Origin of the sequence: Streptomyces sp. NPDC090741 (assembly GCF_044769045.1) — a bacterium.
Classification (GTDB): Bacteria; Actinomycetota; Actinomycetes; order Streptomycetales; family Streptomycetaceae; genus Streptomyces.
Genome location: NZ_JBIVXF010000009.1, coordinates 244,947 through 269,646, shown reverse-complemented (window position 1 = coordinate 269,646; position 24,700 = coordinate 244,947). Strand labels below are relative to the sequence as shown.

Genomic DNA, 24,700 nt, shown 5'->3' with positions numbered 1-24,700 from the left:
TGCTCCTCCCCCATGGGCATCACGGCCTTACCGCAGCCCCAACGCCCCACGGTAGAGGGACATCCGGACAACCGGAAAAGGTGGCGAAACCTCAACCGTCATTTTCGGCAAGGTGATAAGCGGACCGGACAGCGGTATCACATCGTCATGAGCCTCGTGGTGTTCGAGTCGCTGAAGCAGATCCACTGCGCGGAGTGCCGCCAGGGGCCGCTCCGGCATCTCGTCCGCGAGGCCGGCGTGCCCCGCTGCCTGGACTGCGCCGACCTCGGGCACCTGGTCCACCTGCCGCGCGGGGATGCCGCCCTCACCCGGCGGGCCCGCGAGGCGAGTTCACTCTCGGCCGTCGTCGTCCGCTTCAACAAGCGGCGTCGCCGCTACGAGCGCCAGGGGCTTCTGGTCGAGGAGCCCGCCCTGGCCCGCGCCGAGCGCGCCTGCCTCGCGGACGCCGAGGCGCGGGCCCGCCGCCGGGAGCGCGACCGGCTGCGCCGCGCCGCCCAGGACATCCGGTTCACGGCGGCCTTCGCCGCCGAGATCGTGCGGCTGTTCCCGGGGTGCCCGGCCGACCGGGCGGTGGCGATGGCCACCCATGCCTCGCTGCGCGGGAGCGGCCGGGTGGGCCGTACGGCGGCCGGCCGGGCCCTCGACGAGCAGGCGGTGTCGGTGGCGGTCCGGGCGGCGGTGCGGCACATCGACACCGAGTACGACGCCCTGCTGATGGCGGGCGTCCCGCGGTTCGCGGCCCGGGCCCGGCTGGCACCCCGGATCGACGCGATCCTGGACGCCTGGCGCACGCCCCCGTCGCCGCCGTCGCCGCGGCTGGCTTCGGCCGGAGAGGCGTAGTCCCGCGGCCGGACGCCCTCCGGCTCTAGCCGAGGCGGAAGCGGCGGTAGAGCAGCACCCCGCCCAGCAGCAGCGCTCCGCCGCCGGGCAGCAGGTAGCCGACTCCGTCGGCTCCGGTGTGGGCGAGCGCCGGGCCGTGCTGCGGCGGCGCGGGCGGGGTGACGGGCCGCGCGACGACGGGCTGCTGCGGCGGCTTGCCGCCGCTGGGCTCGTCGCCGTTGACGGAGGTGTTGCCGGTGGAGCCGTTGCCGACCCCGACGACGCTCACCGAGTTGCCGCTGATGTTGACCGGGACATCGACCGGAAGCTGGATCCCGTTGCCGGACAGCAGTCCAGGCGAATCCTTTCCTCGCCCGTCGGCGTGGGCTCCCCCGCCCGTGTGGGACCCCGTACCGGCCGCGGTCCCGGGTTTCGAAGGGTGCGAGGGCCCCGACCCTGGACGCCCGTCGCCACCGCCCCCCGTGTTGGCACAGCGGTTGCCCGCGGCCGAGTTGAGCAGGCCGACGACGCTCACGGTGTCGCCGCACACGTTCACCGGGGTGTGCACCGGCAGCTGCACCAGATTCCCGGACAGCAGCCCCGGCGAACCCTCGGCCTTCCCGCCCGCGTCCGCATCGGCGTAGGCGAATCCGCTGACACCCGCGACCGCCAGTCCACCTCCCGCAACCACCGCCGCGATCAAGCCATTCCGACGACTGTGACGCATCAGTTTCCCTGCCTTCCGGAGGAGTTCACGGGCGCTGCACCCGCACCGGAAACAACGCGGCAAACCCGTTCGGGTTATAGAGCCGGTAGGTATTTCACTCCATCGTGTACTGGGTAATGCCTACTTCATGACTGAACGCCCGCTCCTGCTCCTCGACGTGGACGGCCCCCTCAACCCGTTCCGGTCCCGCCTCGCCGGGCTCCGCGGGTACACGAGTCACCGGATGAGTCCGGCGGACTGGATGTCCCACCGGGACCCCGGGTCCCGCAGCGCCCGGCGCGGGCTGCGGGTCCGCCTGCACCCCGCGCACGGGGCCCGTCTGCAGGCCCTGCCGTTCGAACTCACGTGGGCCACGGCCTGGATGCACCAGGCCAACACGATGATCGCCCCACGCATCGGACTGCCGGGCGATCTTCCCGTCATCGAATGGCCGGAACTCTTCGCCGACGACCCCGACGGCCTCTTCTGGAAGACCCGCCCGCTCCTCGACTGGGCGGCGGGCCGTCCCTTCGCCTGGGTCGACGACATGATCACCCCGCAGGACCGCGACTGGATCGCGGCCCACCACCCGGCCCCGGCCCTCCTCCTCACCATCCACGCCCGCCACGGCCTGCGCGACCGCGACTTCACCATGTTGACGCGCTGGGCGGCGGAGGTCAGGGGCGCAGGGCGGTGAGGGGGTCCGGGGAGGGGGTGCCCGTGGGCCACCAGTCCTCGGTGTCCGGGCGGGACTCGTAGGCGTACCAGAGGCCGTCGCGGCCCAGGCGGAGCTGGCGGGTGCGCGCGGTGAGGCGGTTGCGCTCGGGGCGGAAGGCACCGCGGGAGGCGGCGAGGAGGGCCGGGCGGGCCCGGTCGAAGGGGCCGGCCGGGGGGTCCCAGGGCTCTTCGAGGGCGGCGAGCGCGGGCCGGCCGCCCTGGCGCCAGGCCGCGGCGGCGCGGGCCAGGTCGGTGGTGGTGCGGCCGGTGGCTCGGGCCAGGTCCCGGTAGAGGGTGCGGGCCGCGCCGGTGAGGCCGGCCGTGTGGTGCGCGGAGGCCAGGCGGACGGCGTCCTGCCAGAGCGTGAGCCCGGCGATCGGGTCCTCGGCGGTGGTGAGCAGGGCGAAGGCGCGGGCGGCGGCGTCCGTGGCGAGCTGGTCCAGGGCCAGCGGGTCGGGGGCCGCCGGGTCCGCCGGGTACGCGGGCGGGAGCCCCACCGCTGCGGGCGCGGGCAGCGGGGCCGGCAGCGGCGGCAGGCCGGCGCGGACCAGCGCGGCGCGGGCCGGGACCCCGGGGAAGTCCGGTGCGGCGTCGGGCCGTTCGCGGGCGGCGTGGGCCGCATTGCGGCGGGTCAGCTCGTCGAGGAGCTCCCGCTCGCCCCGGCCGCGCAGGAGCAGCAGGACGAACGGGTCCTCGTCGAGGAGGCGGGCCGCCCGGTAACAGAGGGCCGCGGCGTGCTTGCAGGGCGGACGAGCGGTGTCCGGGCAGGAGCAGCGCGCAGCGAGCTCACCCGCGCCGGGCAGGACCGTCCCCGCCAGGGACTGCGGAACCTCCCGCTCCAGCAGGCTCGCGAGGGCCGTGGGGTCTGCGGCCACCGTCTCCAGGAGCTCGCTCCACTCGGCGTCCGGGAAGGGGCTCAGGGCCAGTTCGGTGCGGTACGGGCGGGCCCGGCTGCCCCGTACGTAGGCCACGATCCGGCCCGGGGTGACCGTGACCGCGTCGACATGCCCCTCGGCCGCGTACGCATGGCCCCGGGCCAGGCGGGCCGGGTCGCCGGACGCCTCTTCGAGCGCGGACACCCAGGCCCGGCCCCACCAGCTGACGGCCTCCGCCCCGGCGGGCACGGTCTCGAAGGTGCGCCGGCGGTCGTCCCGTGCGGTGATCATTCCGGCCTCCTCACCCTGGTCATGCGGGCCTCCGCAGGGAGACGAGGTCGGCCAGCTCGCGGTCGGTCAGCTCCGTGAGCGCCGACTCCCCCGAGCCGAGCACGGCATCGGCCAAGGCCCGCTTGGCCTCCAGCATCTCGGCGATCCGGTCCTCCACGGTGCCCTCGGCGATGATCCGGTGGACCTGGACGGGCTGCGTCTGGCCGATCCGGTACGCGCGGTCGGTGGCCTGCTCCTCCACCGCCGGGTTCCACCAGCGGTCGAAGTGGATCACATGGCCGGCCCGCGTGAGGTTCAGCCCGGTGCCCGCCGCCTTCAACGAGAGCAGGAAGACCGGGACTTCGCCGGACTGGAAGCGGTCCACGAGCTCCTCGCGGCGCGCCACCGGCGTCCCGCCGTGCAGGAGCTGGTGGGAGATCCCCCGGGCCGCCAGATGCCGCTCGATGATCCGGGCCATCGTCACGTACTGGGTGAAGACCAGCACCGAGCCGTCCTCCGCGAGGATCGTGTCCAGCAGCTCGTCCAGCAGGGCCAGCTTGCCCGAGCGGTGCGGGATCCTGGGCGGATCCTCCTTCAGGTACTGCGCGGGGTGGTTGCAGATCTGCTTGAGCGAGGCCAGCAGCTTCATGATCATGCCGCGCCGCTCGATGCCCTCGCTCGCCCCGATCACGGCCATCGACTCCTCCACCGCGGCCTGGTAGAGCGAGGCCTGCTCGCGCGTGAGGGAGACCGGATGGTCGGTCTCCGTCTTCGGCGGCAGCTCGGGGGCGATCCCCGGGTCGGACTTCTTGCGCCGCAGCAGGAACGGCCGTACGAGCGCGGCCAGCCGGGCCACCGCCGCCTCGTTGCCCCCGTCCTCCTCCTGCTGGTGCTCCACCGGGCGGGCGTGCCGGGCCCGGAACGCCGTCAGCGGGCCCAGCAGCCCGGGCGTGGTCCAGTCGAGCAGCGCCCACAGCTCGGAGAGGTTGTTCTCGACCGGGGTGCCGGTCAGCGCCACCCGGGCCGGCGCCGGGATCGTGCGCAGCGCCTTCGCGGTCGCCGAATGCGGGTTCTTCACGTGCTGCGCCTCGTCGGCGACGACCATGCCCCAGGGCTGCTCGGCCAGCCGGGCCGCGCTCGCGCGCATGGTCCCGTACGTGGTGAGGACGAATCCGCCGGCCAGCCCGTCGAGGCTGCGGCTGCCGCCGTGGAAACGGCGCACGGCGACCCCGGGCGCGAACTTCTCGATCTCCCGCTGCCAGTTGCCCAGCAGCGACGCCGGGCAGACGACGAGCGTCGGCTCGGGGCGGTCCCGGTGCAGGTGCAGCGCGATCAGCGTGACCGTCTTGCCCAGGCCCATGTCGTCGGCGAGGCAGCCGCCGAGGCCGAGCGAGGTCATGAGGTCCAGCCACGCCAGGCCGCGGGCCTGGTAGTCGCGCAGGGTGGCCTTCAGCCCGACGGGCTGCGGCAGCGGGGCCAGCTCGCCGGTCAGCCGCTTCCGCAGAGCGGCCAGCGCGCCCACCGGAACCGCCGCCACCGGCTCCCCGTCCACCTCAGCCGTCCCCGTCAGTACGGCGGCCAGCGCATCCACCGGGTCCAGCAGGCCCAGCTCCCGCTTGCGCGCCTTGCGCACCAGCTCGGGATCGACCCGCACCCACTGGTCCCGCAGCCGCACCACGGGCCGGTGCGCCTGCGCCAGCGCGTCCATCTCCCCCGGGGTGAGCCGGTCGCCGCCCAGCGCGAGCTCCCAGGAGAAGGCGAAGAGGTGGTCCGCGTCGAAGAAGGCGGTCCCGTCGGTGGCGGAGCCGGGCGCGGTGGACCGTACGACCGCGGTCGCGGACAGCGTACGAGCCAGCTCGCGCGGCCAGTGGACCAGGACCCCGGCGTCCGCCAGCCGGATCGCGGCCCTGCCGAGGAGGTCTTCGAGCTCCGGGTCGGAGAGGGCGAGGACATCGGGGACCGGCTGGTCCAGCAGCCGCAGCAGCGGCGGCCACACCCGGGCGGCCCGGCGCAGCGCCAGTACGGCGTCGATCCGGGCGCGCGGCCCGAACCCGGCGGCGGCCGCACCGGCCCACAGCAGTCCGGCGTCGGTGACGAGCGTGGGATCGGCGAGGCTGTGCACCTGCACGACGGCGGCGCCGGCGCGGCGGGTCTCCGCGGTCTCCGCGCCCTCCGCTCCTCCCGTGCCCTCCGTGTCCTGCGCCGGGTCGAAGAGGCGGAACGAGGACAGGTCGAGCCGCAGCGAGATCCCCACGCCGGCATCGGCGCCGGCCGAGACCTGCGCGGCCCAGTCCTGTATCCCGGACACCCGCTGCGGCTCCTGCGCGGCGAAGGGCCGTCCGGCGGCCAGCGGCGCGGCCGGGGTGCGCGGCAGGCTGTCGGCGACGGCATCGAGGAACGCCCGGACCAGCGCCTCCGGTTCGGGCAGCTGGAGGGGGCGGCGGCCGGTCAGGGGGGTGGCGTACCCCTCGTACGGGAGGGCGGCGGCCACCGCGCGGAGGTGGCCCACGTCCTCGGCGTCGAGCGGGCCGGCCCGCCAGGCGTCGACCCCGTCGGGGGTGACGCCGGGGAGGAGGCGGCCGCGGGCGGCGAGCGCGAGGGCGTGGAGGGCGGCGGTACCCCAGGCGCGGGTGGCGGGGTGCGTGGCGGGGCTGCGGGGGGCGCGGGCGAGGAGGGGGAGGGCGTCGGTGACGGAGAGGGTGAGGGAGGGCACGGTACGGGTGCGGATCCCCTGGCCGTGGGGGCGCACGACGGCGAGCGGGCCCGGGGTCCCGGCCGGGAGCTCGGGGAGTACGTCCCCGTCGGGGGCCCAGAAGGCGATGCGGGCCTCGCGGGGGACGGCGGCGGGGAGGAAGACGGCGGCGTGGCGCAGGAGGCCGGCGGCCTGCGCGGGCTGGTGCGGCTGCGGTGTCACGGTGTCGCCTCCTCTCCCCTCGGTGTGCTCACAGGCGTGGTCACAGCTGTGGTCACAGGTCTGGCCACATCAGACGGATCCCGTCTGCCGTCGAGTCTAGGTGCGGGCACTGACAACGCCGCTGAGCTGGGCACATGCCGGCTCCCGACCCGCTGCGCGCGGAGGGCGTTTTGCGGTGGCACGGGGTGGGGACGGCTCACAGCACCGCGCTACCCGCCTTCAGGCGGACGACCACGATCGCCGTGAACCGCCTCAATCCATGACATGCGATGACATCAGCTGACATACCATGGTGCTGAGGCGATGCTCATGCGTTCCGGAAACGAGCCGGTGACCGCCCGCAGTCCGCTGCGGCTGCGGTTCTGGCTGAGTCTGTGGGGGTTCGTCTGGGCCGCCGCCGGGACCGCCGCGTTCTCCCTGGTCGGCCGTCCCGGGTGGGCGGCCGCCTGCGGGGTGGTCGCGGTACTCGCGCTCGTCGACCTGGGCGTGGTCCTCCACCACATCCACCAGGGCCCGCACTACCAGCCGGGCCCGGACGTGCCCCCGTACGAGCCCCCGCACCAGCGCTGACGCGGCCCGCTACTCCTCGAAGCGGGCCGCCGCCAGGTAGTCGGGCCGGGGGTCCAGGGCGGCCGCCAGGCGGAAGTGCTTGCGCGCCTGCTGGGGACGCCCGGAGCGCTCGTGGGTACGGGCCAGGGCGAAGTGCGCGAACGCGTTGTCCGGCTCCCGCTCCAGCACCAGCTCGAACTCCAGCGCCGCCGGACGCAGTTGGGCGGCGGCGAAGAACGCGCGGGCCCGCAGCAGCCGGGCCGCCGTGTTCTCCGGGTGCGCGGCGATGACCGAGTCGAGCAGCTTGACGGCGCCCCGCGGGTCGCGCGCGGCCAGCAGCTGCTCGGCGGCCCGGTAGTCGATGACGTGCGTCTCGGGCGATGAGCCGGACGGCGAAGGCGGCTGCGCCGGTATGGACGGCGGCGTGGTGTCGGACACGGTCTGTTCCTTCCCTCTGCGGGCGCGTTCAACGCCCCGCGCCCCGCCTGCTATTCCATGCGCACGTCAGGCACCGGCAGCGCCGGCCGCCGCCTCCCGCTCCCTGAGCTCCGCCCACACCTTGCGCACCTGCGGCTCCAGCGCCTCCAGCGGCCCGTCGTTGTCGATCACGAGCGTGGCCACGGCCAGCCGCTGCTCCCGCGTGGCCTGCGCGGCCATCCGGGCCCGCGCCTCCTCCTCGGCCATCCCGCGCAGCGCGGTCAGCCGGGCCAGCTGCGTCCCGGGGGCCGCGTCCACCACGACCACCAGGTCGTACAGCGGCGCCAGAGCGTTCTCCGCGAGCAGCGGTACGTCGTGCACCACGATCGCGTCGGGCCCGGCAGCGGCCTCCAGCTCGGCCGACCGGGCCCCGACCAGCGGGTGCACGATCGCATTGAGGGTCTGCAGCTTCGCCGGGTCGGCGAACACGATCGAGCCCAGCTTCGGCCGGTCCAGCGTCCCCTCACCGGTCAGCACGGACTCCCCGAAAGCCGCCACGACGGCCGCGAGCCCCGGCGTACCCGGCTCCACGACCTCCCGCGCGATGCGGTCGGCGTCCACGACGACCGCCCCGTACCCCGCCAGCAGCCGCGAGACCTCGCTCTTGCCGGCACCGATTCCGCCTGTCAGGCCAACCTTCAACATGCCCAGCAGACTAGACCCCGCGCCCCGGCCCCCGTACAGCCCCCTGCTTCCCGACCCGGTGACCAGGCGCCCAGGCGCCCAGGGGACCCGTCAGCGCAGTCAGCGCCGTCAGCCCGTCAGCCCTCGCCCTCACGCTCCGCCAGGAACCGCTCGAACTCGCGGCCGATCTCGTCCGCCGACGGGATCTCCTGCGGCTCCGCGATCATGTTGCCCCGCGTCTCGGCGCCGGCCGCCGCGTCGTACTGGTGCTCCAGCCCCTGGACCAGGGCGACCAGCTCCTCGTCGCCCTCGCGGATCTGCCGGTCGATCTCCGTCTGCGTCCGGTGCGCCTCCGTGCGCAGCGCGTGCGCCACTGCCGGCAGGACCAGCCCGGTCGCCGCCGTGATCGCCTCCAGCGCCGTCAGCGCGGCGTCCGGGTACGCGGAACGCGCCACGTAGTGCGGTACGTGCGCGGCGACGCCCAGCACGTCGTGCCCGGCCTGGCCGAGGCGGAACTCCACGAGGGACTCCGCGCTGCCCGGCACCTGCGCCTCGTCGAACGGGCTGCGGTGGCCCGGCATGAGGTCGGTCCGGTTGCCGTGCGGGGTGATCCCGACGGGCCGGGTGTGCGGGACGCCCATGGGGATGCCGTGGAAGTTGACCGAGAGCCGGACGCCGAGGCGCTCGACGATCTGCCGGACGGCGACGGCGAAGCGCTCCCACTCTACGTCCGGCTCGGGGCCGGAGAGCAGCAGGAACGGGGCGCCCGTGGCGTCCTGGACGAGGCGCACCTCAAGGCGCGGCTCCTCGAACTCGGCCCAGTGGTCGCGCTGGAACGTCAGCAGCGGGCGCCGGGCGCGGTAGTCGACCAGGCGGTCCGCGTCGAACCGGGCCACGACCTGGTGGGGCAGCGTGTCGAGCAGCCGCTCCACGATCTGCTCCCCGGCCTCACCCGCGTCGATGTACCCCTCGAAGTGGTAGAGCATGACCAGCCCGGCCGAGTCCTGGGCAAGCGCCAGATCCGCCACTGCCAGGCCCTTGGCATCCCACTCGTACAAACCCTGTGGATCAAGCACCGTCACCACTCCTCCTCGCCGTCTACGTTGCGCACAACGTCCAAGGTGGCTGCTCCATTCCCCAGTTGGCGCCTTTCACAGGAATGCAACAAGGCCCGCCCCCCTGAGGGGACGGGCCTTGTCGTTCAGCTCAGCTACAGCTCACACCGAGGTGCGATGCGCTGCGATCAGCTCTGGCCGCCGGCCAGCTTCTCGCGGAGCGCGGCCAGGGCCTCGTCGGAGGCCAGGGCGCCCGAGGTCTCGTCCGACTCCGAGGAGTAGGAACCACCCGAGATGCCCGCACCGGCGTTGCCACCGGCGGCCGGGGCGGCAGCGCCCTCGGCAGCGGCGGCCTCGTCGGCCTCGCGGCTCTTGATGACCTGCGCCTGGTGCTGCTCGAAGCGGACCTGCGCCTCGGCGTACTGGCGCTCCCACGTCTCGCGCTGGGTGTCGAAGCCCTCGAGCCAGTCGTTGGTCTCGGGGTCGAAGCCCTCGGGGTAGATGTAGTTGCCCTGGTCGTCGTAAGACGCGGCCATGCCGTACAGGGTCGGGTCGAACTCGACCGACGCCGGGTCGGCACCGAAGGACTCGTTGGCCTGCTTCAGGGACAGCGAGATCCGGCGACGCTCGAGGTCGATGTCGATGACCTTGACGAAGATCTCGTCGTTGACCTGGACGACCTGCTCCGGGATCTCCACGTGGCGCTCGGCCAGCTCGGAGATGTGGACCAGACCCTCGATGCCCTCGTCCACGCGGACGAACGCACCGAACGGAACCAGCTTGGTGACCTTACCCGGGACGACCTGACCGATCTGGTGCGTACGGGCGAACTGCTGCCACGGGTCCTCCTGCGTCGCCTTCAGCGACAGGGAGACACGCTCGCGGTCCATGTCCACGTCGAGGACCTCGACGGTGACTTCCTGGCCGACCTCGACAACCTCGGACGGGTGGTCGATGTGCTTCCAGGACAGCTCGGAGACGTGGACGAGACCGTCGACGCCACCCAGGTCCACGAAGGCACCGAAGTTGACGATCGAGGAAACGACGCCGGAGCGGACCTGACCCTTCTGCAGGGTGGTGAGGAACGTCTGGCGAACCTCGGACTGGGTCTGCTCCAGCCAGGCGCGGCGGGACAGGACCACGTTGTTGCGGTTCTTGTCCAGCTCGATGATCTTCGCCTCGAGCTCCTTGCCCACGTAGGGCTGGAGGTCGCGGACACGACGCATCTCGACGAGAGAGGCCGGCAGGAAGCCGCGGAGGCCGATGTCGAGGATGAGACCACCCTTGACGACCTCGATGACGGTACCGGTGACGATGCCGTCTTCTTCCTTGATCTTCTCGATCGTGCCCCAGGCGCGCTCGTACTGGGCGCGCTTCTTGGACAGGATCAGACGGCCTTCCTTGTCCTCCTTCTGGAGAACCAGGGCCTCGATCTCGTCGCCAACCTTGACGACCTCGTTCGGGTCGACATCGTGCTTGATCGAGAGCTCACGGCTCGGGATCACGCCTTCGGTCTTGTAACCGATGTCGAGCAGGACCTCGTCCCGGTCGACCTTCACGATGACGCCGTCGACGATGTCGCCGTCGTTGAAGTACTTGATCGTCTCGTCGATCGCGGCGAGGAATGCTTCCTCGTCACCGATGTCGTTGACCGCAACCTGCGGGGTGGTGGCGGTGGTCTCGGTGCTGCTCGTCATGTGGGTAAGGGCTCCGGTTACGGACAGAAAGTCGTAGGTACTGCTACGCCGGGAGCCCTTATCGGCATCTGCCGAAGAAGCCGGACAGCCAAGGAAGCCCATGCTCCGCCGTGAAGCGGACCGGGCCTCGAAAACCGAGGGGTCATCAACAGATACAAGCGCAGCCTGCTAGGTCTGAGGAGCACAGGCTCGCAGCGCAACTTGTAGCATACGGGGGCAGCCGGGCAGGGTCAATGCGCGAAGGCGCACACCCCGGGCGGATCACCGCATAACCGGCACAATTCGTGGGCGGGCGGGCGCTGATGGCCCTTCCCTGCCTTGTTACGACTCTTTCCGACTCTTTCCGCAGACTACGACGACGGGCCCCATGAACCAAGAGGACTACGCCCCCGAAGAAGCGTACGAAGCCGATGGCCCCGGCCACGGCGGCGGCGAGGACACCGGCGACGACGCGGAGGCCACCCGGCGTGAGGCCGACGACGCGGAGAGCAGCCGGGCCAGCCGGAGCTGGTGGGACCGCAACGCCGACGAGTACCAGAACGAGCACGGGGCCTTCCTCGGCGACGACCGCTTCGTCTGGGGGCCGGAGGGCCTCGACGAAGCGGACGCGGCGCTGCTCGGCCCCGCGGACTCCCTGAAGGACAAGGACGTCCTGGAGATCGGCGCCGGCGCCGCCCAGTGCTCGCGCTGGCTGGCCGCCCAGGGCGCCCGCCCCGTCGCCCTCGACCTCTCCCACCGCCAGCTCCAGCACGCCCTGCGCATCGGCGGCAGCGATGTGCCGATGGCCCGGCTGGTCCAGGCCGACGCCGGCCGGCTCCCCTTCCGCGACGGCTCCTTCGACCTGGCCTGTTCCGCGTACGGAGCCGTCCCCTTCGTCGCCGACCCCGTCAACGTCATGCGCGAGGTCCACCGCGTGCTGCGCCCCGGCGGCCGCTGGGTCTTCTCCGTCACCCACCCCATCCGCTGGGCCTTCCCCGACGAGGCCGGCCCGGAGGGGCTCTCGATCGCCGCCTCCTACTTCGACCGGACCCCGTACGTCGAGCAGGACGAGCAGGGCCGCGCCGTCTACGTGGAGCACCACCGCACCCTCGGCGACCGCGTCCGGGACGTGGTGGCGGGCGGGTTCCGCCTGGTCGACCTCGTGGAGCCGGAGTGGCCCGCGTGGAACACCCAGGAGTGGGGCGGCTGGTCCCCGCTGCGCGGCAACCTGATCCCGGGCACCGCGATCTTCGTCTGCGAGAGGGACTGACGCCTTGATCCGCCAGGCCGACCTCGACGCCCTTCCCGTACGCGAGGCCCTGCCCGCGCTGGTCTCCGCGCTGGACGCCCACGGCACGGCGGTGCTCTGCGCGCCGCCCGGCACCGGCAAGACCACGCTGGTGCCGCTGGTGCTGGCAGGGCTGGTGGGGGGCGGACCGCGCCGCAAGGTGATCGTCGCCGAGCCCCGGCGGATCGCGGCCCGGGCGGCGGCGCGCCGAATGGCCTGGCTGCTGGGCGAGCCGGTCGGCGGCTCCGTGGGCTTCACGGTGCGCGGCGAGCGGGTGGCGGGACCGGGCACGGTGGTCGAGGTCGTGACCACCGGCGTACTGCTCCAGAGGCTCCAGCGGGACCAGGAGCTCGCCGGGGGTTCCCCCGCCGGAGGCGGGGGGAGGGTCGACGTGGTGATGCTGGACGAGTGCCACGAGCGGCACCTCGACGCCGACACGGTCGCCGCTTTCCTCCTGGACGTACGGGAAACCCTGCGCCCGGAGCTGCGGCTGGTCGCGGCCTCCGCGACGACCGACGCGGCCGGCTGGGCCCGGCTGCTGGGGCACGCGCCGGTGGTGGAGGCCGCGGGGGTCTCGTACCCGGTGGAGACGGTCTGGGCCCCGCCGGCCCGGCCGGTGCGGCCCCCGCACGGCATGCGGGTGGACCCGGCGCAGCTGGCGCACGTGGCCTCGGTGGTGCGGCGGGCGCTGGCGGAACGTTCCGGCGACGTGCTGTGCTTCCTGCCCGGCGTCGGGGAGATCGCCCGGGTCGCGGGGCAGCTGGGCGGGGTGGAGGCGGAGGTGCTCCAGCTCCACGGGCGCGCCCCGGCGGCGGTGCAGGACGCGGCGCTGTCCGCCCGGCCGCACCGCCGGGTGATCCTGTCCACCGCGGTGGCGGAGTCCAGCCTGACCGTGCCGGGCGTACGGGTGGTCGTGGACTCCGGACTGGCCCGCGAACCCCGGGTGGACCACGCACGGGGGCTGGGCGCGCTGGCGACCGTACGGGCGTCGCGCGCGGCCGGGCGCCAGCGGGCGGGCCGGGCCGGACGCGAGGCGCCGGGGGCGGTGTACCGCTGCTGGCCGGAAGCGGAGGACGGCCGCCTCTCGGCGTTCCCCTCCCCCGAGATCCGGATCGCGGACCTGGCACAGTTCGCACTCCAGGCGGCGTGCTGGGGCGATCCGGACGCGTCCGGGCTGGCGCTGCTGGACCCGCCGCCGGCCGGGGCGATGGCCGCGGCGCGGGAGGTGCTGGTCGCGGTGGGCGCGGTGGACCCGGCGGGCCGGGTCACCGCGCGGGGGCAGCGGATGGCCCGGCTCGGACTGCACCCGCGCATGGCCCGCGCCCTGCTGGACGGCTCCGCCGCGCTGGGACCCCGCCGCGCGGCGGAGATCGTCGCCCTGCTGAGCGAGGAGCCGCCGCGGGAGTACGGGGACGACCTCGCCGCCGCCTGGCGCCGGGCCCGCGCCGGCGGCGACGGCTACGCGGCGCGCTGGCGAGCGGAGGCCAAGCGGCTGGAACGCGCCGCGGGTGCCGCCGAAACCGGGGCTTCGCCCCGGACCCCTTCGGGGGCCGCGCCTGCTGTGCAGCCCGCCCGGCGTTTGAGGGCCGGGTCCGGGCAGAGCCCGGTTTCGGGAAGGGGCGGGGTGGGGGAAGAAGCGCTTTCCGACGACGCCGCCGGGCTCGTCGCGGCCCTCGCGTTCCCGGAGCGCGTCGCCAAGGCGAAGGGGGAGGGGGCGTTCCTGATGGCCTCCGGGACGGCGGCCGAGCTCGGGGAGGGCTCGGGGCTGCGCAGTGCGCCGTGGGTGGCCGTCGCGGTCGCCGACCGGGGGCCGCATTCCGCCTCCGCCCGGGTCCGGCTGGCCGCCGTCATCGACGAGGACACCGCCCGCGCCGCGGCCCGGCACCTGCTCGCCTCCGGCGAGGAGGTCCGCTGGGAGGACGGCGACCTCGTCGCCCGCTCCGTGGAACGGCTCGGCGCCATCGAGCTCGCTGCGCGGCCGCTGAGGAACCCCGACCCGGACCTCGTCCGGGCCGCCCTCCTCGACGGCCTGCGCGGCGAGGGCCTCGGCCTGCTGCGCTGGTCCCCGGACGCGCAGATGCTCCGGGCCCGGCTCGGCTTCCTGCACCGCACGCTCGGCGGCGACTGGCCCGACGTACAGGACGACGACGCCCTGCTGGACCGCGCCGACGACTGGCTGGAGCCCGAGCTGTCCCGGGCCCGCCGCCGCGCCGATCTCGGGCGGATCGACGCCGGGCAGGCGCTGAACCGGCTGCTGCCCTGGGCCACCGGCGAGGCCGCCCGCCTCGACGAGCTGGCCCCGGAGCGGATCGAGGTGCCCAGCGGCTCCCGGATCCGGGTGGACTACTCCGCCGAGCACGGGCACGGGCAGCCGGTCCTCGCCGTGAAGCTGCAGGAGCTGTTCGGGCTGGCCGAGACCCCGAAGGTGGCCGGGGTGCCCGTACTCGTGCACCTGCTGTCCCCGGCCGGACGGCCCGCCGCCGTGACCGCCGACCTGGCCTCCTTCTGGCGGGGCGGCTACCGCGCCGTGCGCGCCGAGCTCCGCGGCCGCTACCCCAAGCACCCCTGGCCGGAGGATCCGGCGGCCGCCGAGCCCACCCGGCACACCAACGCCCGGCTCAGGCGACAGCAGTGAGCCTCGTGGTGAGCCCCTCCCCGTCCTCCGTCCCGCCGCGGCGGCCGCGGGCCTCCAGCCACAGCGCCAGCCCGAGCAGGACGAGGGCGCCGGCCGCCAGGCCGATCGGGCCGTACGTGTGCAGGGCGAGGACCTTCGTACGGTTCGACTTGACCAGATCGACGGTGTACGCGGCGTAGTCCTCGCGCATCTTCACGTGCCCGGCGAAGACGGTGAGCCTGCCGTCGGGCGCGCCGGCCGCGATGCCGCCGCGCATCTCCTGCTCGATGACCTGCTCGGCGTTGACGGGCGCCCCGGTCACGGGGTCGACCCAGAACATCGCCTTGGCCTGGTACCAGAGGCTGGTGCCGGTGCTCTGTTCGAAGGTCTTCGGGTCGATGCCCTCGATCGGCATCTTCTTCGGCAGGGCGACCTTGGTCCAGGGCAGGGTCTGCTCGTAGTAGTAGACGTCCATCCCGCGGTACGTGCGCGGGCCGACGTAGTGGATGGGCGAGGCGGTGCGGCTCTGCGCGTCGAAGTAGAGGTAGTCGCGCGGCTCGGTGAAGAACGGCCACTTGAACTCGATGCCCTCGCGTTTGACCGGGTCGCCGTCGACCATCTCGCCGGTGGCGTGCACCGGGTCCTGGCTGTGGGCGTCGAAGATGTAGCGCTCGGGGATCTGGGAGACCATCTTCCCGTCCGGGCCCATGATGTACGTGAGGGTGTCCCAGACGACGACGTCCTTGCCCGCGCTCGCCTCGATCTCGTTCGACGCCTCGACGTTGCCCTTCAGGGTCTGGACGATGGTGACCTTGTCGACCTTCTTGGGCTGCATGCCGGCGGTGTAGTCGAGGAGGGTCGCGTCCTTCGCCTCCATCACCATCTCCTGGTACTGGCTCGGCGGGATCTTGGCGAGCCTGGGGTACGCGTACCAGCGCAGCAGCGGTGCGAGGGCGGCGAGGAACACGGCGAAGGCGAGCAGGACGAGGCTGGCGGTACGTCTCAAGGCCGGGCCTCCTCTACTGTCCGGGCGCGCTGGGCGCGGTGGTGAGCAGGGGCTTGGGCGAGGTCTTGCCTTCGGGCGCCCCGAACGCCGTGACGGCGAACACGAGGGCCAGCGCGGCGGCAAGCCCGATGGCGGCGGCGACGAATGCGCGCATGCCGGGGCCTCCGAAATCTGATGGAACGTCAGGGCGGAGCCCGCACCGTAGCAACGCGCGGCGCAGATGAGAACCGTCTGGGCCGGTGCCACCGGCCTGCGGGACCACGACGGCCCGCCGGTTCTCCGGCGGGCCGTCGGGCTGCTCGATGGGCTCCCCCGCTACGGGGCCTTGGTCCCGGTGGGGGAGGGGGACGCGGACGGGGAAGCGGACGGGGACTCCTTGCGCGTGGCCGAGGGGCTCGGGGTGGGCGTCGGGGTCGGCCGCGCGCTCGCCGTCGGCGTGGGAGTCGGCGTCGGCGTCGGCGTCGGCGTCGGGCTCGGCGTGGGTGTGGGCTTCGGAGTCGGAGTCGGGGTGGGCTTCGGGTCCGGCGTCGGGGTCGGCGTCGGGGTGGGCTTCGGGTCCGGCGTCGGGGTCGGCGTCGGGGTGGGCTTCGGGGTGGGCTTCGGGGTCGGCGTGGGCACCGGGGTCGGCGTCGGGCTCGGGGACGGCGTCGGCGTCGGCTTGGGCTTCGGCTTGGGCGGCGCCGGGGGCTGGTCCGCACCCGCGTTCGGGACCTCGTGCGTGCCCTGGAGGTAGTACGTGAACCAGGACTTCACCGTGCGCAGGTACTCCGCGGACTGGTTGTACGAGAGCACCGCGCGGTCCAGATCGGCGGGTACGCGCAGGTCGCGGGTGCCCGCGCAGAGGTAGCGGCCGGCCGCCAGGGCGGCGTCGTACACGTTGTTCGGGTTGCGGCGGCCGTCGCCGTCCGCGTCCTGGCCCCAGGCCGCCCAGGTGGACGGGATGAACTGCATCGGGCCGACCGCCCGGTCGTAGGCGGCGTCCCCGTCGTACTCCCCGCCGTCCGTGTCCCGGATGTTCGCGAAGCCGTTGCCGTCGAGTACGGGGCCCAGGATCGGCCGCAGCGTGGTGCCGGCGGTGTCCACGCGGCCGCCGCGGGCCTGCCCGGACTCGACCTTGCCGATCGCCGCGAGGAGTTGCCAGCGCAGTCCGCAGCCGGGGTCGGTCTGCCCCACCTTCTGCTCGGCCAGCCGGTACGCCGCCAGGACCGTCGCCGGGATTCCCTGTGCGCCCTCCCCGCCGCCCATGGCCACGGGTTCGTTGTGCGGCGCCACCGCCTCGGTGACCGGCTGGGACGGCTGCGCGACCGGGGCCTGCTGCGACGGCTCGGCCGCCAGGGGCGGGAGTTCGGTCAGGTAGTCGGAGTCCCCGCCGGAATCGGAGGGCCGAGACGGCTGCACGGGCGGGGCGTTCCCGGTGTCCGCCGCGGATATTCGCTCCTCCGCGGGGCCTTGGGATGCCGTGAGCGCCGCTGCGACGAGTGCGCAGACCACGACCGCGGCCCCTCCCCTGCGCAGCCTGCTTCCGATCCGAGCCGACATGAGCCGGGTCCCCTCCCCCTCGACGTCGGCGTGACCTTACGTCAACTCCCTTCATCCTGCACCGATCGGCGCCCGGAATTCACCACTTCCCCACCTGCCGGGCAGCTCGCGCATACTGACCCGGACCGTTCGGGGCGCATTGACCCGAAGTAAGGAAGAGACTCCATGCCGTTCACCCTCAGCCACGCCGCCGCCGTCCTGCCGGCCGTCCGACGGACGGGCCGCGCCCGCGGACCGCTGGTCGCGTCGGCGCTCGTCCTCGGGTCGTTCGCGCCGGACACGTTCTACTTCGCGGACGCCGTCGTCCCGGGCGTCTGGCCGTACGGCGCGTTCGCGCACTCGCTGCCCGGGGTGTTCACCGCGGACGCCGTGCTGACCGCCGCGCTCGCGGCCTGCTGGCTTCTGCTGCGCGAACCGCTGATCGCGCTCCTGCCACGCCGCCGCCAGGGCCGGATACACGCCTTCGTACGCGGCGAGGACTGGCGGGGCGGCGGCCGCGGACTGCCCGCGCTCGCGCTCTGGTTCTACCTCTCGGCGGTCGCCGGCTCGCTCACGCACGTGGTCTGGGACAGCTTCACGCACCCGCACCGGTGGGGGACGGACGCGCTGCCCGTGCTCGGCGAGCCGTTCGCGAACGGGCTCCCCCTCTATACATACGTGCAGTACGGGACTTCGGCGGTCGCCGCCTGCGCCCTGTTCTGGTTCACGGTGACCGCCGTGCGCCGCCTGCCCGACCGCGCCGCCCCCGCGGCCGTGGCGGTGCTCGGCCGGGCGGAGCTGCTGGGCGCGGTCGCGCTGGTCACGGTGTGCGTGGCCGTCGGGGTGACGATGCGCGTGCTGCGCTTCTTCACGTTCTTCGACCGGATCCGCACCCCGCTCGACATCATCCCGACCGTCTGCTTCGGCGCGGGCGGCGGGCTCGCCGTGGGCCTGCTGCTGTACGGGGTCCTCGTACGACTCCTCCCCCATCGGCGCGAGCCGTCCCGTACGGAGGAGGACGCGCGGACGCCCGTCCCCACCGCGTAGCGGCTTTTGCGGGGACGGGCGTCCGGCGAACGTTCTCTCAGTACCTCACTCAGACCCTCAGAGCCTCAGAGCCCAAGTGCCCAAGTGCCCAAGTGCCTCAGTGTGCCGCCGACTCCCAGTCGGCGCCGACGCCCACCGACACGTCCAGCGGGGCGCGGAGCTCCACGGCGGCGCCCATTTCGCGGCGCACCAGCTCCTCGACCTTCTTCCGCTCGCCCGGGGCGATCTCCAGCACGATTTCGTCGTGGACCTGGAGCAGCATCCGCGACTTCAGGCCGGCCTCGGTGATCGCCTTGTCCACGCGCAGCATCGCGACCTTGACGATGTCGGCCGCGGTGCCCTGGATCGGGGCGTTCAGCGCCATCCGCTCGGCGGCCTCGCGGCGCTGGCGGTTGTCGCTGTTGAGGTCGGGCAGGTAGCGGCGGCGGCCGAAGACCGTCGCCGTGTACCCGGTGGCCCGGGCCTCCTCGACCACGCGGCCCAGGTAGTCCCGGACGCCGCCGAACCGCTCGAAGAAGGTCTCCATCAGGCCGCGCGCCTCGGCGGGCTCGATGTTCAGCTGCTGGGCCAGACCGAAGGCGGAGAGCCCGTACGCGAGCCCGTACGACATCGCCTTGATCTTGCGCCGCATCTCGGCGTCGACCCCGGAGCGCTCCACTCCGAACACCTGGGAGGCGACGGTGGTGTGCAGGTCCTCGCCGGACAGGAACGCCTCGATCAGGCCCTCGTCCTCGGAGAGGTGCGCCATGACGCGCAGCTCGATCTGGCTGTAGTCGGCGGTCATGAGGGATTCGAAGCCCTCGCCGACGACGAAGCCGCGGCGGATGGCCCGGCCCTCGTCGGTACGCACCGGCACGTTCTGCAGGTTGGGGTCGGTGGAGGACAGGCGTCCGGTCGCGGCGACGGTCTGGCTGAAGCTGGTGTGCACCCGGCCGTCGGCGGCGATCGTCTTGACGAGGCCCTCGACGGTGACGCGCAGCTTGGCCTGCTCCCGGTGGCGCAGCATGATCACCGGCAGTTCGTGGTCGGTCTGCGTGGCCAGCCAGGCCAGCGCGTCCGCGTCCGTGGTGTAGCCGGTCTTGGTCTTCTTCGTCTTCGGCAGGTCCAGCTCGCCGAAGAACACCTCCTGGAGCTGCTTGGGCGAGCCGAGGTTGAACTCGTGCCCGACCGCCGCGTGCGCCTCCTTCACCGCCTGCTGCACGGCTCCGGCGAACTGCTGCTCCATGGCCTCCAGGTGGTCGCGGTCGGCGGCGATGCCCGCCCGCTCCATCCGGGCCAGCAGCTCCGAGGTGGGCAGCTCCATGTCGTGGAGCAGCTCGGCGGCGCCGACCTCGGCGAGCTTGCCGGTGAAGGCCTCGCCGAGGTCGAGGACGGCGCGGGCCTGCGCCATCAGCGCCTCCGCCTCGGCGGTCTCGTCGGCGCCGAAGGCGAGCTGGCCGTCGGCCGCGGCGGGCTGGAGCTCGCGGTGCAGGTATTCGTTGGACAGCACGTCCAGCGCGAAGGAGCGGCGGCCCGGCTTGACCAGGTACGCGGCGAGCGCGGTGTCCATGGTGACGCCGGCCAGGCTCCAGCCGTGCTCGGGGAAGACCCGCATCAGGCCCTTGGCGTTGTGCACCACCTTGGGGCGCGCCGGGTCGGCGGCCCAGGCCGCGAAGGCCCGCTCGTCGGCCTCGTCCAGCGCGGACGGCTCGAACCAGGCGGCGGCCCCGCCGGCCGCGGCCATCGCGATCTCGCTGACATTGCCCTGGCCCAGCGCCCAGCTGTCCACGGTGGAGATGCCGAGCGGTTCGCCCCCGCGGGCCGCCAGCCACGGCGCCAGCTCGCCCGCGCCCAGCACGCTCGCGTCCAGCTCCACACCGGCGGCCGGAGCCGGGGCCGGCTCCTCGGCGGCGCCCGGGTCCACCGCCAGCAGCCGCTCGCGCAGCGAGGCGTTGCGGATCTCCAGCACGTCCAGCACGCCCGTGACGGCGGAGCGGTCGTACGGCAGGCGGGCCAGGTCGCCCGCGGCCTTGGGCAGCTCCACGTCCTTGACCATCTCGGTCAGGACCCGGTTGAGCTTCACGGCCTCCAGGTGGTCCCGGAAGTTCTGCCCGGCCTTGCCCTTGACCTCCTCGGCGCGCTCGACCAGCTCCGCGAACGACCCGAACTGGGTGATCCACTTCGCGGCGGTCTTCTCACCCACGCCCGGGATGCCGGGCAGGTTGTCCGACGGATCGCCGCGCAGCGCCGCGAAGTCCGGGTACTGCTGCGGGGTGAGACCGTACTTCTCCTCGACCTTCTCCGGGGTGAACCGGGTCAGCTCGGAGACGCCCTTGGTCGGGTACAGCACGGTGGTGTGCTCGGAGACGAGCTGGAAGGAGTCCCGGTCGCCCGTGACGATCAGGACCTCGAAGCCGAGGGCCTCCGCCTGCGTCGCCAGCGTGGCGATCACGTCGTCGGCCTCGAAGCCGTCGACCGCGAACCGCGGCACCTTCATCGCGTCCAGGAGCTCGCCGATCAGCTCGACCTGCCCCTTGAACTCATCAGGGGTCTTGGAGCGGTTCGCCTTGTACTCGGGGAACTCCGTCGAGCGCCACGTCTTGCGCGAGACGTCGAACGCCACCGCGAAGTGCGTGGGCGCCTCGTCGCGCAGCGTGTTCGCCAGCATCGACGCGAAGCCGTAGATGGCGTTCGTCGGCTGCCCGGTCGCCGTCGTGAAATTCTCCGCGGGCAGCGCGAAGAACGCCCGGTACGCCAGGGAGTGCCCGTCCATGAGCATCAGGCGGGGGCGGTCCGCTGCGGTCGGCTGGTCGGTCTTCTTCGATGCGTTCTCTGCCACGCCCCCGATCCTAGGCGGCCCCGCTGACAATTCCGGCGTCGGCGATGTCAGCCGGGCGTGACAGGATCGGACGTCTACGCGAATACCCGCAGCGGCCGACGCTGCGATGCTCGACTGCTCAAAGGGGAGCGACATGGCCACCAAGCCGCCCGCAGGTGATCCCGTACAGCACGCGCCGCAGGTGGCGCCCCCCAAGCGTGCCGCCGCCGGCCTGCCCGCGATCGGGCACACCCTGCGGATCGCGCAGCAGCAGATGGGCGTCGCCCGTACCGCGCGCACCCTGCTCAAGGTCAACCAGAAAGACGGCTTCGACTGCCCGGGCTGCGCCTGGCCCGAGGGAGACAAGCGGCACACCGCCGAGTTCTGCGAGAACGGCGCCAAGGCCGTCGCCGAGGAGGCCACGCTGCGCCGGGTCACCCCGGACTTCTTCGCCGAGCACCCCCTGGCCGACCTCGCCGGCCGCTCCGGGTACTGGCTGGGCCAGCAGGGCCGCATCACCGAGCCGATGTACCTGCCCGAAGGCGCCGACCGGTACCAGGCCGTCCCCTGGGAGCGGGCCTTCGAGATCATCGCCGAGGAGCTGACCGCCCTCGACTCCCCCGACGAGGCCCTCTTCTACACCTCGGGCCGCACCAGCAACGAGGCCGCGTTCCTCTTCCAGCTCTTCGCCCGCGAGTTCGGCACCAACAACCTGCCCGACTGCTCCAACATGTGCCACGAGTCCTCGGGCTCCGCGCTGAACGAGACCATCGGCATCGGCAAGGGCAGCGTCAACCTCGAAGACCTCCACCAGGCCGACCTGATCATCGTCGCCGGACAGAACCCGGGCACCAACCACCCGCGCATGCTCTCCGCCCTGGAGAAGGCCAAGTCCGCCGGCGCGAGGATCATCTCGGTGAACCCGCTGCCCGAGGCCGGCATGGAGCGGTTCAAGAACCCCCAGACCCCGATCGGCATGCTCAAGGGCACCGCACTCAACGACCTCTTCCTCCAGATCCGCATCGGCGGCGACCAGGCCCTCTTCCGACTCCTCAACAAGCTCGTCATCGAGACCGGGGGCGCCACCGACGAGGCCTTCATCCGCGAGCACACCCACGGCTACGAGGAGCTCGCGGCCGCCGCCGGGGAAGCCGACTGGGCCGAGACCCTCACCGCCACCGGCCTCACCCGCCCCGAGATCGAGCGGGCGCTGGCCATGGTCCTGGCCTCGAAGCGCACCATCATCTGCTGGGCCATGGGCCTCACCCAGCACAAGCACTCCGTCGCCACCATCCGCGAGGTCGTCAACCTGCTCCTGCTGCGCGGCAACATCGGCCGCCCGGGCGCCGGCGTCTGCCCCGTCCGCGGCCACTCCAACGTCCAGGGCGACCGCACCATGGGGATCTTCGAACGCCCCGCGCCCGCCTTCCTCGACGCCCTCGACAAGGAATTCGGCATCACCTCGCCGCGCGGCCACGGCTACGACGTCGTCCGCTCCATCCAGGCCCTGCGCGACGGCAAGGCCAAGGTCCTCTTCGCCATGGGCGGCAACTTCGTCGGCGCCACCCCCGACACCGACGTCACCGAGGCCGCGATCCGCCGCGCCCGTCTGACCGTCCACGTCTCCACCAAGCTCAACCGCTCCCACGCGGTCACCGGCCGGCGCGCCCTGATCCTGCCCACCCTCGGCCGTACCGACAAGGACGTCCAGGCGAGCGGCAAACAATTCGTCACCGTCGAGGACTCCATGGGCATGGTCCACGCCTCCCGCGGCAACCTCCCCCCGGCCTCCCCGCACCTGCTCTCCGAACCGGCCATCGTGGCCCGCATGGCCCGCGCCGTCCTCGGCGCCGCCTCCGCCACCCCGTGGGAGGAGTTCGAGCGCGACTACGCGGCCATCCGCGACCGGATCTCCCGGGTGATCCCCGGCTTCGAGGACTTCAACGCCCGCGCGGCCCGCCCCGAGGGCTTCCGCCTCCCGCACGCCCCGCGCGACGAGCGCCGCTTCCCCACCAAGACCGGCAAGGCGAACTTCACCGCCGCACCCGTCGAGTACCCGAAGATCCCCGAGGGCCGGCTCCTCCTGCAGACCCTGCGCAGCCACGACCAGTACAACACCACCATCTACGGCCTCGACGACCGCTACCGCGGGATCACCGGCGGCCGCCGCGTCGTCATGGTCAACCCCGAGGACGCGGCGGAGCTGGGGCTCGCGGACGGCTCGTACACGGACCTGGTCAGCGAGTGGAAGGACGGCGTCGAGCGGCGCGCGCCCGGCTTCCGCGTCGTGCACTACCCGACCGCCCGCGGCTGCGCGGCCGCGTACTACCCCGAGACCAACGTGCTGGTCCCGCTCGACTCCACCGCGGACACCAGCAACACCCCCGCGAGCAAGTCCGTCGTCGTGCGCTTCGAACCGGCCTGATAGAACGACCTCAGGACAAGACGGTTAACGAGCGTTGACACACGAACGGAGCCTGACCATGGGCGAGCAGCACGCTGTGAAGTTCCCGCAGGAGGTACTCGACGAGTACACGGCGCTGGGCATCGACCTGCCCGCACTGTTCTCGGCGGGCGACCTCGGCGAGCGGATGGACATCCGCATCCTCGAAGCCTCGGCGGAGCGGGTCGTCGGCACCATGCCGGTCAAGGGCAACACCCAGCCGTACGGGCTGCTGCACGGCGGCGCCTCGGCCGTACTCGCCGAGACCCTCGGCTCGGTCGGCGCCATGATGCACGGCGGCATCACCAAGATCGCCGTCGGTGTGGACCTGAACTGCACCCACCACCGCGGCGCGCGCTCCGGCCTGGTCACCGGCGTCGCCAGCCCCGTGCACCGCGGCCGCTCCACCGCCACGTACGAGATCGTCATCAGCGACGAGCAGGACCGTCGGGTGTGCACCGCCCGCCTGACCTGCCTGCTGCGCGACGCGGACCCCGCCGCCGGGGCCTGACCCGCCCGCGACGAGCCCCCCGCAGGCCCGGATCCCGCCCCGCCGAGGGGCCGGACCCGGGCCTGCGGCGCGTACGGACCCGGCCCGAGGGCGCTCACGAGCCGGGCCCCGGCCCCTACGGACCCGGCAACCGCCCGGAATCCGCCAGTCCGCGCCCGGCCCCGCGACGACTGTTGTGTCACCGAAGGTGACGGCCTACCTTCCCTTCATGGGGACCAAGCCACGCACCGCGGCCCGCTGCGGTGCCGCCGCACTCCTGGCGGCACTCGCCCTGTCCGGATGCTCCACATCCGCCCCACCCGCCCCAGGACCCAAGCCAACGCCCGTTTCCAGCCCCTCCTCGCCCGCCCAGATCTGCACAAGTCTGGTGTCCTACTGGGCGAAGGAGACCCTCAAGGGCAGCAAATGGGCCGGGCTCGACTGGGAGCAGAAGGGCCTGTCGAACGACCAGTACACGATCCACGAGGAAGCCGTCGCCGCAGGCCGTGCCGAGGAGCGAACTGCCGGTCTGGACAAGGCACTTGAGCTCGTCGACCGGTTCACGGCGCAGCGCTGCGCCGAACAGAACGGGGCAACCTGGAGCTCCGAGAACTGGCGACCCCCCAGTCCGCCCGGGTGACCGGAATCCCGTGCGCGCTGTCCGACTTCCGGGCGCACGGGGGCGCGGACCCGATCCGCAGGTCGGAAGCCCTCCGAGCCCCGGATCAAGATCGATCCACCCGAAGTGGATCAAGAGCAAAAATTACCCTCAGTAATGCCGACGCCCCACAGAATCCCGTTATTCCCCTGCGGAA

20 protein-coding genes are annotated in these 24,700 nt (G+C 73.1%); 9 read left to right on the top strand and 11 right to left on the bottom strand.

Going from position 1 to position 24,700, the window contains the following annotated elements; translation table 11 throughout:
- The first annotated feature begins 147 nt into the window (after positions 1-147).
- Positions 148-840: a DUF2293 domain-containing protein gene (locus ACIQU4_RS24895; protein ID WP_403734625.1), complete on the top strand. Its 693-nt coding sequence runs from the start codon at positions 148-150 to the stop codon at positions 838-840.
- A 25-nt stretch (positions 841-865) separates the two neighbouring features.
- Here the strand turns inward: ACIQU4_RS24895 and ACIQU4_RS24890 are convergent, their stop codons facing one another.
- Positions 866-1,510: a chaplin gene (locus tag ACIQU4_RS24890; RefSeq protein WP_403734622.1), complete on the bottom strand. Its 645-nt coding sequence runs from the start codon at positions 1,508-1,510 to the stop codon at positions 866-868.
- A 163-nt stretch (positions 1,511-1,673) separates the two neighbouring features.
- On the opposite strand from ACIQU4_RS24890, the gene ACIQU4_RS24885 reads away from it, so the two are divergent.
- Complete coding sequence (locus ACIQU4_RS24885; RefSeq protein WP_403734620.1) at positions 1,674-2,222, top strand: hypothetical protein; 549 nt, start codon at positions 1,674-1,676, stop codon at positions 2,220-2,222.
- Here ACIQU4_RS24885 and ACIQU4_RS24880 read toward each other — a convergent pair.
- Together ACIQU4_RS24880 and ACIQU4_RS24875 are read right to left on the bottom strand one after the other, a co-directional pair.
- Entirely contained in the window at positions 2,203-3,408 is a 1,206-nt protein-coding gene (locus ACIQU4_RS24880) for an SWIM zinc finger family protein (RefSeq protein WP_403734617.1), read from the bottom strand. The genes ACIQU4_RS24885 and ACIQU4_RS24880 overlap by 20 nt on opposite strands.
- 19 nt (positions 3,409-3,427) lie before the next feature.
- Positions 3,428-6,301 carry a DEAD/DEAH box helicase gene (locus ACIQU4_RS24875; RefSeq protein ID WP_403734614.1) on the bottom strand — a complete coding sequence of 958 codons (2,874 nt, stop codon included), beginning with the start codon at positions 6,299-6,301 and terminating at the stop codon, positions 3,428-3,430.
- Positions 6,302-6,610: 309 nt separating this feature from the next.
- Here ACIQU4_RS24875 and ACIQU4_RS24870 point away from each other — a divergent pair, with 309 nt between their 5' ends.
- The gene (locus ACIQU4_RS24870; protein ID WP_385590836.1) at positions 6,611-6,871 is read left to right on the top strand and encodes a DUF6343 family protein; all 261 of its coding nucleotides are present in this window, start codon (positions 6,611-6,613) and stop codon (positions 6,869-6,871) included.
- 9 nt (positions 6,872-6,880) lie between these two features.
- Here the strand turns inward: ACIQU4_RS24870 and ACIQU4_RS24865 are convergent, their stop codons facing one another.
- The 4 genes from ACIQU4_RS24865 to rpsA all read right to left on the bottom strand — a co-directional run bounded on the left by ACIQU4_RS24865 (position 6,881) and on the right by rpsA (position 10,703).
- A complete protein-coding gene (locus ACIQU4_RS24865) occupies positions 6,881-7,288 on the bottom strand; it encodes a tetratricopeptide repeat protein (protein ID WP_403734611.1) in 408 nt (135 codons plus the stop codon).
- Between the two features lie 66 nt (positions 7,289-7,354).
- Complete coding sequence (coaE, locus tag ACIQU4_RS24860) at positions 7,355-7,972, bottom strand: dephospho-CoA kinase (RefSeq protein ID WP_403734607.1); 618 nt, start codon at positions 7,970-7,972, stop codon at positions 7,355-7,357.
- Positions 7,973-8,088: 116 nt separating this feature from the next.
- Complete coding sequence (locus ACIQU4_RS24855; RefSeq protein WP_385590842.1) at positions 8,089-9,027, bottom strand: PAC2 family protein; 939 nt, start codon at positions 9,025-9,027, stop codon at positions 8,089-8,091.
- A gap of 167 nt (positions 9,028-9,194) precedes the next feature.
- Positions 9,195-10,703 (bottom strand): 30S ribosomal protein S1, encoded by a 1,509-nt coding sequence (gene rpsA / locus ACIQU4_RS24850; protein WP_385590844.1) that lies wholly within the window; start codon positions 10,701-10,703, stop codon positions 9,195-9,197.
- A gap of 367 nt (positions 10,704-11,070) precedes the next feature.
- On the opposite strand from rpsA, the gene ACIQU4_RS24845 reads away from it, so the two are divergent.
- Both ACIQU4_RS24845 and hrpB read left to right on the top strand, forming a co-directional pair.
- Positions 11,071-11,952, top strand: a complete 882-nt coding sequence (locus ACIQU4_RS24845; RefSeq protein WP_403734604.1) for a class I SAM-dependent methyltransferase — start codon at positions 11,071-11,073, stop codon at positions 11,950-11,952.
- A 4-nt stretch (positions 11,953-11,956) separates the two neighbouring features.
- The gene (gene hrpB, locus ACIQU4_RS24840; RefSeq protein ID WP_403734601.1) at positions 11,957-14,605 is read left to right on the top strand and encodes an ATP-dependent helicase HrpB; all 2,649 of its coding nucleotides are present in this window, start codon (positions 11,957-11,959) and stop codon (positions 14,603-14,605) included.
- Here the strand turns inward: hrpB and ACIQU4_RS24835 are convergent.
- From ACIQU4_RS24835 to ACIQU4_RS24825, 3 genes are all read right to left on the bottom strand, one after another.
- Positions 14,589-15,590, bottom strand: coding sequence for a DUF3068 domain-containing protein (locus ACIQU4_RS24835; RefSeq protein ID WP_403734598.1), 1,002 nt, complete (start codon positions 15,588-15,590; stop codon positions 14,589-14,591). The two genes, hrpB and ACIQU4_RS24835, sit on opposite strands and share 17 nt — an antisense overlap.
- A 13-nt stretch (positions 15,591-15,603) precedes the next feature.
- The gene (locus tag ACIQU4_RS24830) at positions 15,604-15,744 is read right to left on the bottom strand and encodes an SPW_0924 family protein (RefSeq protein ID WP_403734595.1); all 141 of its coding nucleotides are present in this window, start codon (positions 15,742-15,744) and stop codon (positions 15,604-15,606) included.
- A gap of 161 nt (positions 15,745-15,905) precedes the next feature.
- Positions 15,906-17,129, bottom strand: coding sequence for a lytic transglycosylase domain-containing protein (locus ACIQU4_RS24825; RefSeq protein WP_403734593.1), 1,224 nt, complete (start codon positions 17,127-17,129; stop codon positions 15,906-15,908).
- Between the two features lie 165 nt (positions 17,130-17,294).
- Here ACIQU4_RS24825 and ACIQU4_RS24820 point away from each other — a divergent pair, with 165 nt between their 5' ends.
- On the top strand, positions 17,295-18,155 hold the full coding sequence (locus tag ACIQU4_RS24820; RefSeq protein ID WP_403734590.1) for a DUF4184 family protein: 861 nt from the start codon (positions 17,295-17,297) through the stop codon (positions 18,153-18,155).
- Between the two features lie 97 nt (positions 18,156-18,252).
- On the opposite strand, the gene polA is transcribed toward ACIQU4_RS24820, so the two are convergent.
- On the bottom strand, positions 18,253-20,973 hold the full coding sequence (gene polA / locus ACIQU4_RS24815; RefSeq protein WP_403734587.1) for a DNA polymerase I: 2,721 nt from the start codon (positions 20,971-20,973) through the stop codon (positions 18,253-18,255).
- Between the two features lie 133 nt (positions 20,974-21,106).
- Here polA and ACIQU4_RS24810 point away from each other — a divergent pair, with 133 nt between their 5' ends.
- The 3 genes from ACIQU4_RS24810 (at position 21,107) to ACIQU4_RS24800 (ending at position 24,525) form a co-directional block, all read left to right on the top strand.
- The gene (locus ACIQU4_RS24810; protein WP_403734584.1) at positions 21,107-23,377 is read left to right on the top strand and encodes an FdhF/YdeP family oxidoreductase; all 2,271 of its coding nucleotides are present in this window, start codon (positions 21,107-21,109) and stop codon (positions 23,375-23,377) included.
- A gap of 58 nt (positions 23,378-23,435) precedes the next feature.
- On the top strand, positions 23,436-23,906 hold the full coding sequence (locus ACIQU4_RS24805) for a hotdog fold thioesterase (protein ID WP_403734582.1): 471 nt from the start codon (positions 23,436-23,438) through the stop codon (positions 23,904-23,906).
- A 208-nt stretch (positions 23,907-24,114) separates the two neighbouring features.
- A complete protein-coding gene (locus tag ACIQU4_RS24800; RefSeq protein WP_403734578.1) occupies positions 24,115-24,525 on the top strand; it encodes a hypothetical protein in 411 nt (136 codons plus the stop codon).
- Positions 24,526-24,700 lie beyond the last annotated feature (175 nt).

Excerpts from the sequence above, each read along its gene's own strand:
- ACIQU4_RS24895 (WP_403734625.1), top strand. The coding sequence starts at position 148 with ATGAGCCTCGTGGTGTTCGAGTCGCTGAAGCAGATCCACTGCGCGGAG.
- ACIQU4_RS24885 (WP_403734620.1), top strand. The coding sequence starts at position 1,674 with ATGACTGAACGCCCGCTCCTGCTCCTCGACGTGGACGGCCCCCTCAAC.
- ACIQU4_RS24880 (WP_403734617.1), bottom strand. The coding sequence starts at position 3,408 with ATGATCACCGCACGGGACGACCGCCGGCGCACCTTCGAGACCGTGCCC.
- ACIQU4_RS24870 (WP_385590836.1), top strand. The coding sequence starts at position 6,611 with ATGCGTTCCGGAAACGAGCCGGTGACCGCCCGCAGTCCGCTGCGGCTG.
- coaE (WP_403734607.1), bottom strand. The coding sequence starts at position 7,972 with ATGTTGAAGGTTGGCCTGACAGGCGGAATCGGTGCCGGCAAGAGCGAG.
- rpsA (WP_385590844.1), bottom strand. The coding sequence starts at position 10,703 with ATGACGAGCAGCACCGAGACCACCGCCACCACCCCGCAGGTTGCGGTC.
- ACIQU4_RS24845 (WP_403734604.1), top strand. The coding sequence starts at position 11,071 with ATGAACCAAGAGGACTACGCCCCCGAAGAAGCGTACGAAGCCGATGGC.
- ACIQU4_RS24830 (WP_403734595.1), bottom strand. The coding sequence starts at position 15,744 with ATGCGCGCATTCGTCGCCGCCGCCATCGGGCTTGCCGCCGCGCTGGCC.
- ACIQU4_RS24825 (WP_403734593.1), bottom strand. The coding sequence starts at position 17,129 with ATGTCGGCTCGGATCGGAAGCAGGCTGCGCAGGGGAGGGGCCGCGGTC.
- ACIQU4_RS24820 (WP_403734590.1), top strand. The coding sequence starts at position 17,295 with ATGCCGTTCACCCTCAGCCACGCCGCCGCCGTCCTGCCGGCCGTCCGA.
- ACIQU4_RS24810 (WP_403734584.1), top strand. The coding sequence starts at position 21,107 with ATGGCCACCAAGCCGCCCGCAGGTGATCCCGTACAGCACGCGCCGCAG.
- ACIQU4_RS24805 (WP_403734582.1), top strand. The coding sequence starts at position 23,436 with ATGGGCGAGCAGCACGCTGTGAAGTTCCCGCAGGAGGTACTCGACGAG.
- ACIQU4_RS24800 (WP_403734578.1), top strand. The coding sequence starts at position 24,115 with ATGGGGACCAAGCCACGCACCGCGGCCCGCTGCGGTGCCGCCGCACTC.